At 41.0% G+C, this 10,132-nt stretch carries 13 protein-coding genes; 7 read left to right on the plus strand and 6 right to left on the minus strand.

What is annotated here, in order from left to right; translation table 11 throughout:
• Positions 1–720 (plus strand): transposase (locus ON09_RS19550; protein ID WP_010602760.1); only part of this gene is annotated, 720 nt, incomplete at its 5' end.
• 855 nt (positions 721–1,575) lie between these two features.
• Here the strand turns inward: ON09_RS19550 and hxlA are convergent.
• The gene (gene hxlA, locus ON09_RS19555) at positions 1,576–2,208 is read right to left on the minus strand and encodes a 3-hexulose-6-phosphate synthase (RefSeq protein WP_010602761.1); all 633 of its coding nucleotides are present in this window, start codon (positions 2,206–2,208) and stop codon (positions 1,576–1,578) included.
• A gap of 43 nt (positions 2,209–2,251) precedes the next feature.
• Entirely contained in the window at positions 2,252–2,857 is a 606-nt protein-coding gene (hxlB, locus tag ON09_RS19560; RefSeq protein WP_051010242.1) for a 6-phospho-3-hexuloisomerase, read from the minus strand.
• Between the two features lie 197 nt (positions 2,858–3,054).
• On the opposite strand from hxlB, the gene ON09_RS19565 reads away from it, so the two are divergent.
• Positions 3,055–3,912, plus strand: a complete 858-nt coding sequence (locus tag ON09_RS19565) for a helix-turn-helix domain-containing protein (RefSeq protein WP_010602763.1) — start codon at positions 3,055–3,057, stop codon at positions 3,910–3,912.
• Positions 3,913–4,029: 117 nt separating this feature from the next.
• A complete protein-coding gene (locus ON09_RS19570; RefSeq protein WP_010602764.1) occupies positions 4,030–4,725 on the plus strand; it encodes a family 16 glycoside hydrolase in 696 nt (231 codons plus the stop codon).
• Here the strand turns inward: ON09_RS19570 and ON09_RS19575 are convergent.
• On the minus strand, positions 4,712–5,257 hold the full coding sequence (locus ON09_RS19575; protein WP_039842970.1) for a Crp/Fnr family transcriptional regulator: 546 nt from the start codon (positions 5,255–5,257) through the stop codon (positions 4,712–4,714). The genes ON09_RS19570 and ON09_RS19575 overlap by 14 nt on opposite strands.
• Positions 5,258–5,555: 298 nt before the next feature.
• On the opposite strand from ON09_RS19575, the gene ON09_RS19580 reads away from it, so the two are divergent.
• From ON09_RS19580 to ON09_RS19595, 4 genes are read left to right on the plus strand one after another with little or no spacing between them, the layout of a single operon-like run.
• Positions 5,556–5,777, plus strand: a complete 222-nt coding sequence (locus ON09_RS19580) for a tautomerase family protein (protein ID WP_010602766.1) — start codon at positions 5,556–5,558, stop codon at positions 5,775–5,777.
• A gap of 39 nt (positions 5,778–5,816) precedes the next feature.
• On the plus strand, positions 5,817–6,209 hold the full coding sequence (locus ON09_RS19585) for a YybH family protein (RefSeq protein WP_010602767.1): 393 nt from the start codon (positions 5,817–5,819) through the stop codon (positions 6,207–6,209).
• Positions 6,193–7,179: a zinc-binding dehydrogenase gene (locus ON09_RS19590; protein ID WP_238533753.1), complete on the plus strand. Its 987-nt coding sequence runs from the start codon at positions 6,193–6,195 to the stop codon at positions 7,177–7,179. Before ON09_RS19585 ends, ON09_RS19590 begins: the two co-directional genes overlap by 17 nt.
• A gap of 14 nt (positions 7,180–7,193) precedes the next feature.
• Positions 7,194–7,535, plus strand: coding sequence for an L-histidine N(alpha)-methyltransferase (locus ON09_RS19595; protein ID WP_010602769.1), 342 nt, complete (start codon positions 7,194–7,196; stop codon positions 7,533–7,535).
• A 340-nt stretch (positions 7,536–7,875) separates the two neighbouring features.
• Here the strand turns inward: ON09_RS19595 and ON09_RS25715 are convergent, their stop codons facing one another.
• The 3 genes from ON09_RS25715 to ON09_RS19605 form a co-directional block, all read right to left on the minus strand.
• Complete coding sequence (locus ON09_RS25715; protein ID WP_202947170.1) at positions 7,876–8,370, minus strand: catalase family protein; 495 nt, start codon at positions 8,368–8,370, stop codon at positions 7,876–7,878.
• Entirely contained in the window at positions 8,348–9,001 is a 654-nt protein-coding gene (locus ON09_RS25720) for a catalase (protein ID WP_202947171.1), read from the minus strand. Before ON09_RS25720 ends, ON09_RS25715 begins: the two co-directional genes overlap by 23 nt.
• Before the next feature lie 129 nt (positions 9,002–9,130).
• Positions 9,131–10,132, minus strand: a 1,002-nt coding sequence (locus ON09_RS19605) for a zinc-binding dehydrogenase (RefSeq protein ID WP_010602770.1), incomplete at its 5' end; no start/stop codon positions are given.

Consider the following 10,132-nt stretch of genomic DNA (forward strand, 5'->3'; position numbering starts at 1 on the left):
GATGCTGCTCGAATCGCCAGATATCTTATCAAGAACCTTCAGGAATTGAAACTGTGGGTACCTCACAGAAAGATTATAGATGAGCTCAGTAGCTTATCAACATTAAGGGAAAGAATGGTGAAGGTTGGTGTTATCATAACCACCCCGTTGAATGAAGATATTAACTTTGTTGATCCAGCGATATCTTTAACAAATATCAACCTATGCAATCCCTCAATTATTCAAATTGAGCAATTGATAAGAAATATTGATATAAAGATCAAAGCGCTTTATACAAATGATGATCATTGTAACCGACTTATGAAGATTATGCTTTCTGTAATGGGTATAGGCGAAGTAACTGCTTTACAAATCCTAATACATACGAATGAGTTCAAAACAATTAAAACTGCAAGGACATTTGCATCTTATTGTGGTGTGGCACCGTTTGAACATGATTCTGGGACAAGTGTTAAAAAAAGGGCTAGAGTTTCTCCTTTAGCAAATAAGCGGATTAAATCATTGCTTCACAATGGAGTAAGAACATGTATTGGACATGATTCTGGCATTAAAGCATATTACAGGCGTAGAGTAGACGTTGATAAAAAAAATAAGATGTCAGTTATGAATGCAATTAAATTCAAGTTGATATGTAGAGTTTTCGCATGTGTTCGTGTTGATAGATTTTATGAGAAAGGGTATGTTTCTGTAAAGCCAGTTACTAATAAGATAGCTAATTAACTTCGGTGATGAGCACATCTTTTATAAGCTTATACTTTTCAGGCGGCCATACCAGAGATGTGGCTGCAGGAGAAAACTCAGTAACCTGAAAAACATTCACCAATTCTACACTGATACAAATACTTTAGGGAACATCAGTTGCGAAATCAGCTATGTCCTCTGCCGCTGCATAGAAATTAACAGAAATCAGGATTTTTTTCATATTAGCTCTATTTAATTAAACATAAAGTTTGTAAAAACCCGATGTTACAGGCGAATTACGACGAGTGGCTAAACTCAAAAGAAATCCAGAGTTTTTAAACCTCTGGATGAGACAATCTATCAGTGAAATTAAAGAACATTCAACGGCAGAGATTATAAAGAACTTAATCGAACAAACGGAAAAGTTTTCTTAGTTTTAGCAACTAACACCTCATTGTTGTAAGCGTTGATATGTTTTTTTGAGCGAATCGATTTCTGATTTTGAATGTGCTTTTGCGCTGAAAGTATTGAAAGCATCCGCATTGAGCATATTGCTGAAGTGCGGATGATTTTATTTAACTGTCTTTAAATAATTTTTGTATCGTTATCGACAATTCGGAATTACATATGAAAGCACCGAAAGCAATTGATCAATGATAGCAAAAAAGCTTAAGATAAGTTAGTTATTCGTTTTACAAAACGGAAAAATCATAGCTGGATGTATTTTGATCAGAAGAAAGCCTTGTCAACTGAAACACGAATCTGTATAAATACTCCAAAAGAGGTTATGCTTTGTAAAAAGTTGTACTGGTTGAAATCTATCATCAGGATGAAGAAAGCTATGTTCAAACGAAAAAGAGCTCCGAAGAACTCCTTTTTTGCTTATAATAAACCTTATACGGCATCGATAACCTCACGAAGTGCTTTTGCTGCTGCCGCTGGATCTTCAGCGCCATAAATTGCTGCGCCTGCCACAGCAACCTGAGCACCAGCTTTAATTACTGCGGCTACATTACCGATGTTTACCCCTCCTGCAATTGAAACCGGCACACCAGCTCTCGCAGCCTCATCAATCAAAACCTGAATTGAATAACCAGCTGTCCACTGTTCATCAAGTCCAGCATGCAGTTCAACAAACTCAACACCTAACTCAATTACTTCTTGTGCTCTCTTTACGCGGTCAGGATAGCCAATCGTATCGACTACAACCCCTTTGCCGTGTGCTTTTGCTGCTTTAACTGCACCGATGATTGTCGCATTTCCAGCAGCGCCCATAACCGTTACTAAATCTGCACCTGCCTTGAATGCGATATCCGCTTCCAGTTGTCCTGCATCAGCGGTTTTTAAATCAGCAAAAACCAGTTTGTCCGGATGTGCATTTTTCATTGCCGTGATGACTGTTGATCCCATATTTTTGATCAATGGGGTTCCCAGTTCGATGATATCTACATATGGAGCAACTTTTGCTGCCAATGCCAATGCTTCTTCAGTTGTTAATAAATCTATTGCTACTTGTAATTTTGCCATGATTGTATTTATTTATGATTTGTATTTATTTTATTATTTATTATTATTCAAGGTTTGCGTGCCGCTCCCAAAGTACTTCTGCCGGAGTTCCGTCCATTTTCCACAGCGACTGAAAAACTGCATCCATTAATAGAAAAAGGAACTGCTCAAATAAACTACCTGCATATTGTTTGGATTTTCCACCCTCAAAGTCCTGTTTTCCTGCAGCGGGTATGAGTACGGTATGGCACGCCAGTTTTGCCAGCTCGGATTCCGGAGCAGTCGTAATTGCGATTACTCTGGCTCCTACCGAAATTGCTTTTTCGGCAGCCCTTACCATTGATACGGTGGTTCCGGATCCCGAGGCCACAATAAGCAGGTCATCCTTTTTGATTGACGGGGTGGTCGTGTCACCCACAAAATAGACGGTAAGTCCAAGATGCATCAAACGCATTGCTGCTCCCCTAAGCGCAAAACCGGACCTACCGGCCGCGATCAGAAAAATCCTCTCCAGGTGCTGGATAGAATTGATCAGCGGGATGAGGTTTTCGGTATCTATATTCTTGGCAAGCTTCAGGTTTTCCTCGAGCACTAAATCCACGTTCATCTGTAGTTCCCAATTCAATCGCTGAAAATCCAGGCTTTCAAGTTCAATTCCTTCTGTGTTCATAATCTTATTTCTCTGTCCAAAGGTAGGTTTGGATGGGAAGCCTATCATTATACAAACAGCGCATTTAGGGGTACTATCTGGAAATTCGGTAGATTAAAAGTCATAATAATCCATCATTTATTTACCCATTTCCGAATTGTCCACCATAATTATCCATTTGTCCAATAAGAATAATGTGAACAATATATCTTTGTAATATGAATGATGAAAATACCCTTGGATTGGAAAAGGCAGTGCTTTACATACGCAATCTAAATAACTGTCCACCAAGCTACCTGAACGATCCCGGTAGAAAGGATTTTTTTGAGATCGTATGGTTAAAGAATGAGGATCCCTTGCATGGAATTTCCGATCCGGCCTATAGGATTAAGGGAGACTGGATTTACCTGATTCCGCCATATAGGGTTCACCAACTCAATAAAGCCGGGAAGAATGGAGAATTAATTTCCTTTAAGCGTTCCATGCTAGAGGAAGAAGATAAGGATTTTCTGCTGGATCTATTCCGTATTTTCAATGTACAAGGCGAGTTCTCCTGCCTGAGGCTTGATGAGGATGCATCCAAAGCACTTGGCAGTATCTATAGTATCATGGAAAGTGAATATCAAAAGGAGCACAACTATGGAATAATGAAAGCCTTGCTCAAAGTACTTCTTTTAAAGTTGATATCCGTTAAGGACCTTGAGTTTACCTCCCATGATATCCATCAAAAAAGGGTTTATGAGTTCTTGATGCTTTTAGAAAGCAATTTCCAGTCGGTAACTAATATTGATTTCTACGCCGGAAAACTAGGCATAAGTTCAAAAAGGCTCAACCAGATTTTAAAAGAAAAACTAAGTAAAACTGGCACACAGATCATTCATGACCGGATTGTATTGGAAGCTAAACGGAAGATTATTCACAGCGAGGTCACCATCAAGGAGATTGCCTACGACTTAGGCTTTAGCGATCGGCCGTATTTTAGTAGGTTTTTCAAAAAACAGACCGGACAAACACCGGAAGAATTCCAGAAAATGGCACGGGCACATATTGAATCTAGCAAGAATACATTGATTTAAGCCCGCCACAGAACACAGGTTAGCAACTTCTTGTCATAGTTTAAGAATTTTACTTGAACTATGTTATTAACAGTTGCGAAGTAGATTACTGAAATTTGCATTTCAAAATCACTAGCTATGAAAAAAAACATCACCAATTTGATCCTGACGATTACCTTGAGTACCTCATTTACATATGCCCAAAAGATTTCGCTTAAAAAAGAAAATCTTTCTCCACACCTTGTCCAGGTTTCTTTTGATGGACAGCAGGGGAAAAATGCGGTACGCATAGTAAAGTCACCAGAGATTATCAAAGTGGATGAACCCACCTATGTAAAAATCAAGAACTTTAACTTCGGTGAAGGAACCGTTGAACTGGAAGTCATGGGGAAATTGTTGCCCAACGCACCCGATAGTGCCAGGGCATTTATAGGACTGGCCTTTCACATCAATAGTGATGATTCAAAATTTGAAGGTATCTATCTTCGACCGACCAATGCGGTTGCCGAAAACCAAATCAGGAGAAACCGATCTGTGCAATATTTTTCATATCCGGATTTCAAGCTCAATCATTCCAGAAAAATCAATCCCGGAGAATTCGAGACTTATGCCGATATTGCGCCAAATGAATGGATCAAAATGAAAGTTGTCGTTAGAGGTGACAGTACAAAGCTTTACATTAATGGTAGTCAAAACCCTAACTTTATCGTTAACAAAATGAAAATGGGCGCTAACCAGACAGGAAGCTTAGGTTTGTGGGTAGATATAGGCACTGAAGGGTATTTCAGAAATGTGACAGTAAGGAAAAATAAGCAGGCTGCTATCTCCCGATGATTTTCCTTTTGATCTTACTTAAAAACTCGGAAGTGATCCCCAGGTAAGAAGCGATCTGCGTTCCAGGCAATCTCTGAACCAGGTCAGGGTAGTTCTTCTGGAACAACAGATAGCGTTCCTCAGCTGTGTAGCTGATGTTTTGCAATACCCGATCCTGAAGTTCAATGAATTTCCGTTCTATTACGATCCGAAAGTTCCTGTCGAACCTGGGATAATGAGTGTATAGATGAAGCAGGTCATCATGTTCAATCTGCAAAACTGTACAAGGTTCAACTGCTTCAATGTAAAGCTTACTTGGACTTTGTTCATAAAAGCTGTTAAAATCCGCAATCCACTGATTTTCCACCGCGAACTGAAGGTTGTGTTCAATCGCATTATGATCTACAGCATAAAGCTTTAAGCAACCCGAGATCACGAAAATGTAAAAGCGGCAGACGTCGCCCTGTTGAAGCAATAAGCCTTTGCGCTTATAGTTACGCAGGCTGAATACCTGCTTCGCTGCCTCCGCAGCTTCTTTGTCCAGTGGAAAAATACCGTTAAAAAACCGGTTAACATGTCGTGCGCATGGTTAGTCTTTATTGCTATTGAGTGTGACAACATTCTGTATTTAATATTGTAAAGATAGGAAAATACGGATTCATCAAAACTTTCTTACGGATAATGACAAATCCTCCTAAAGATTGTCCCGATTTTAAGCACAAAACCTTAAACTAGTTCAATGATATTTCTTGTACTGGTTCATAACCTTATATCCCGGAAGTTCCGGAGATTTGCAATCATCAGACAACGCTGGGTAATCCAGCCATTTCAAAACATCATTATAACTCAACATGCCACACATCACTATCAAAACCTATCCGGACGTAACTGAAGCGCAGAAACAAGAATTAACAAAAGCCATCATCGACAATATTGTGAGCATCACCGGAAAAAATGAAGCCGCAATCTCTATTGATATCATTGAGGTTCCGCAGGAAGAATGGATGGACAAAGTTTATGACACCGACATCAAACCCAATATCGAAAGGTTGTATAAAAAACCCGGGTATTAAGAGCCGGGGTTATCAAAGCAGAAACTAACTAACAGCACTATGAAAAACCAAGATCAAACACAGCAATTGAGGCAAGCTATTGATGGATTTGCCGCTACGCTGAATACTGCAAACGGCACCTTGATTCAGGACTTTTTTACGGATGACGGGAAATTTATGCCGCAAGGATTCGAAACATTAAGTTCGCAGCAACTTGAAGCCAGTGCAAACATCTTTCTGGCCGCTAATGCATTTCACATCGCTTTCGAAATTCAAGATATTAGTATCGACGATGATTTTGCGACCGTAATTGCAAAGGCAACAACTTCTCAAAGGAAACCAGGTTCAGCTGCAGCGATAGAAAAAACGAGCAGGGATTTTTTCGTCTACAGGAAAATTGATAACGCCTGGAAAATTTATCGTTACATTTTTAACAATGTTATCTTCCACTAACATGAAGGCAGCCGTGCTCCATCAGTCTGGCAGTGCTGAAAATATCAGTATTGAAGAGAGAAAAGTACCTAAACCCGCAGAAGGCGAAGTATTGGTCAGGATCAGGTCTTTCGGATTGAACAGGTCAGAACTGATGACGCGAAAGGGCTTTTCGCCGGATGTAAGCTTTCCAAGGGTACTTGGTATAGAATGTGTTGGAGAGGTAATCAATGATCATTCCGGAGATTTTCAGCCCGGAGAAAAAGTGGCAGCCTTTATGGGTGGCATGGGCAGGCAATATGATGGCAGCTATGCAGAATATGCGATACTACCTAAAAACATATTAAGTCCATTTGAAAGCAGCTTGACCTGGGAGATCCTGGGTGCTTTACCAGAGATGTTCCAAACCGCTCATGGCTCGCTCAATCTGGCTTTAGGAATACAGGCAGGAGAAACGCTGCTCATTAGGGGCGGAACTTCTTCAGTCGGCCTGCTTGCAGCACAACTCGCAAAGCTTGCAGGGCTCAGGGTTATTTCAACGACCAGAGATCAATCCAAAATGAATTTGTTAAAAGATAATGGAGCAGACGAAGTATTCATTGATAATGGGCATCTTTTTGAGCAACTAAAAGAAAAGTCAATACCTTTGGTTAATAAAGTTCTGGAACTTGTGGGCACACCTACCCTAAAAGATTCCCTGGCCTGTACGGCAGCATTTGGAAAAGTTTGTATGACCGGTATGCTGTCCGAACAATGGTCCATTCGCGACTTCGATCCAATGGGTTATATTCCGGCCACGGTAAGTTTAACGGTTTACGACAGTGGACAGATCCGGGTAGAACATGCAGCGTTCCTAAATTTCATCAAACAGATTGAACAAGGCAAAATCATCCCGCCAATTAAAAAAATATTCCATCTCGATCAAATCGTTCAAGCACACCAGTTTATGGAAAGCAATGCCGGAGGTGGAAAAATTGTGATCACAACCTAATTAATAATAAAACAATGACGTCAGGTCTGGAACCGGGATTGCTATCTCAACCTAATAAAATTGAGGCTGCAGAGCGGGAGTTTTCGAAAGATGTAAAAGCTGGTCTTTCTGCTTACCCAAAAAAACTTGCATCTAAATACTTTTATGATAAAACCGGCGATGCGCTTTTTCAACAGATTATGCAGCTTCCTGAATACTATCTCACCAAATCAGAACTGGACATCTTTCAGAACAAAATCGCTGATCTTGCCAGCCTTATTGGGAAAGGCCCCTTCGACTTGATCGAACTTGACGCCGGGGACGGATCGAAAACCATTCACCTTCTTAGATTCCCAGAATTTCGGTTACGGTTATAACTATGCCTTCAACAGTTATTATGAAACCGTAGGAGCCAGGATTTCAAGAACAGATCGAGGAAAGCATAGAAGGCCCTCAGTGACGCAGATTTACCTTTACCGTAGGCATGCCGATGAACACATGATGATCTTGCTTCAACACATTAATGAAAGTCAGGTTTTTCAGATCTTGTTGAACTTGAACTCCAGAAAGTAGCAGCATCAGAGCTCCTCACAAATGGAAAAAGTAAAACAACCTTTTACTCCAAAGAAAAGATAAAAACAAATAGAAATCTCAATCTTCTAGCAGGATGGCCTGAAGATTGAGACTGATGGTAATTGTTGACTACCCTATTAAAAATTAATCCGGAAGCTCATCAATGCTTCTGGGTTCGACCCTTGGCGCAGCATTCATATGATGACGGTATTTTGAGGAAGTTTCATAAGCTAACCTGCGAACCCTCATGATATTACCCAGCGGTCGGTGAGCAGGAAGGCAGTGAAATGGATTATAACTTAATACATCATCACCATATACCCGTCTTTGCGGACTAAAAGTATCCTGAGGAAGGATGGTTAAACTCGCAATCGGCTGGTAAGGGCTATCCTCTTCCATCCACTGTACAGAACCGTCCTCTACCGGCATTTTTTTCAGGTCCTTACACAATTGTGCCGAAAGCTCATAAACCGCAGTTTGATCCTTAAAGAAATTCTTCACGATGGTGGTCAGAAAGCTTTCCGGTTCATCTTTTTGGAGTTGCTCATCCATATCTTTTCCGTGAAGGGCAGCTACATTTTCAGACTTCGGCCCGATAGAAATCTTGGCTACATAATCACCATAACGAATCGCAGCCATAGAAAAATAACCGGTCACCCAGGATGTGCGAACCTGGAGTGCTGAAATTATTTGGCTCCTCCTCCTGACCAAGCAGGTTTTTAATCTTCCGCCCTGCAACCAACATCGCTCCCTGAACAGTTTGAAAAAGATCCGGCGTATTGATATAGTCCTCAATCTTTTTCTGCTGATCAAGATAATCCTTGACAGTTCCCGTAGGGATAATTGGATAATTAACCAATAGAAAATCCTGAGTCAGTTCATTTTTCTCCTCAGGAAGAAATTTTTCCCCTTCTACACCAATGATTTTAATCGCCATTCCACGTTGGGAAGATTTTTTATCCGGCTCAATCATCCCCGGAGCGGTAGAAAAACGAATGATCACCGGATATTTTTTTGGTTGCTTAAAGAGGCCCTGAGCAAGGTGTTCAGGAAGATTATCATAGACCTCCAGCTCCCCACGCAATATACCATGGTTCTTTGCATGGGCATCACGAATCGCATGACGATAGCGTTCAAACATAATTTTGTTTACCCTTGCCATTGATTCGACCACAGCTCTGCTGTCTTCATCTTCGTTAGGCTGCTTGACCTCAATGTCGTCTGAGTACCTGATGTACCCGTTTGGATTGGGAGATTCACTTTCTTCCATTTTTTCTGTTTTATTTATTTTAAATTTTAGTCAGACTAACCGTAGCGTACAATCGGAACGGAATTGTCACCGTGATCTAAAGGGCAGAACAATCTTAGTTATCTGCCCCACTAAAAGATTTCATAGCACTTACGGCTTGAGCACAACTTTTACACAATCCTCCTCTTTCTCATCAAAAATCTTATAGCCGTGCGCAGCATCTTCAAGGGGAAGGGTGTGTGTGATGATATCGTCCAGAACAACTTTATTCTCATTCACCAGTTCAATCAGTTTATCAATATAATTCAGTACCGGAGCCTGTCCCTGTTTGATGGTAATGCCCTTATCAAATATTCTATACATCGGGAAATTATCATAAGGAGAACCGTAAACTCCGACGATCGATACGGTACCCATTCTTCTCACCGCCTCAAAGCATAACTCAAGAACCTTAATTGATCCTTTTTCAAAATTGATTGTTGCCTTCAGCCTGTCAAATAAAGATCTTTCCGGCTCAAAGCCAACAGCATCAACACATACGTCTGCCCCACGGCCCCCGGTCATTTCACGAATTGCTTCCACAACATCAACATGATGGGGATTTAAGATATCAACATTATTGACGGCTTTTGCCTTTGCCAGTCTATAATCTAATGGGTCAATGGCAATGACGCGACTGGCACCATTAATCCAGGCAGCCTTCTGGGCCATCAGTCCTACCGGGCCCGATCCAAAAATAGCTACAACTTCCCCACCTTTGAGTTGCGCCCAATCAATAGCAGACCAACCTGTGGGAAATATATCAGTTAAAAACAGTGCCTTCTCATCGCTTAGGTGCTCAGGGACGATTCTCGGGCTGATATCTGCATAAGGCACCCTTACATATTGCGCCTGTCCCCCTGAATAACCGCCATACAGATCTGTATAGCCAAAAAGCGCACCACCTTTCTGATCTGCAACGTTTCCAGCAGGACCATAATTTTTGTAATTTGAACTGTCACAAGCCGGTGAGGCCTCATGGGTACAGAAAAAACATTTCCCGCAAGAAATTGGAAAAGGCACGACAACACGATCACCTTTTTTTAAATTAGTGATTGCAGATCCCACTTCCTCTACAATACCCATAAATTCATGTCCCATCAGTGTGTACGT

This window comes from Pedobacter agri PB92 (assembly GCF_000258495.1).
Taxonomy (GTDB): Bacteria; Bacteroidota; Bacteroidia; order Sphingobacteriales; family Sphingobacteriaceae; genus Pedobacter; species Pedobacter agri.

Bases quoted from the DNA above. Each gene is read 5' to 3' on its own strand.
- hxlA (WP_010602761.1), bottom strand. From the start codon at position 2,208: ATGGCAAAATTACAAGTAGCAATAGATTTATTAACAACTGAAGAAGCA.
- ON09_RS19570 (WP_010602764.1), top strand. From the start codon at position 4,030: ATGAAAAAAAACATCACCAATTTGATCCTGACGATTACCTTGAGTACC.
- ON09_RS19590 (WP_238533753.1), top strand. From the start codon at position 6,193: ATGTTATCTTCCACTAACATGAAGGCAGCCGTGCTCCATCAGTCTGGC.
- ON09_RS19595 (WP_010602769.1), top strand. From the start codon at position 7,194: ATGACGTCAGGTCTGGAACCGGGATTGCTATCTCAACCTAATAAAATT.
- ON09_RS19565 (WP_010602763.1), top strand. From the start codon at position 3,055: ATGAATGATGAAAATACCCTTGGATTGGAAAAGGCAGTGCTTTACATA.
- hxlB (WP_051010242.1), bottom strand. From the start codon at position 2,857: ATGAACACAGAAGGAATTGAACTTGAAAGCCTGGATTTTCAGCGATTG.
- ON09_RS25715 (WP_202947170.1), bottom strand. From the start codon at position 8,370: ATGGCTGCGATTCGTTATGGTGATTATGTAGCCAAGATTTCTATCGGG.
- ON09_RS19580 (WP_010602766.1), top strand. From the start codon at position 5,556: ATGCCACACATCACTATCAAAACCTATCCGGACGTAACTGAAGCGCAG.
- ON09_RS19585 (WP_010602767.1), top strand. From the start codon at position 5,817: ATGAAAAACCAAGATCAAACACAGCAATTGAGGCAAGCTATTGATGGA.
- ON09_RS25720 (WP_202947171.1), bottom strand. From the start codon at position 9,001: ATGGAAGAAAGTGAATCTCCCAATCCAAACGGGTACATCAGGTACTCA.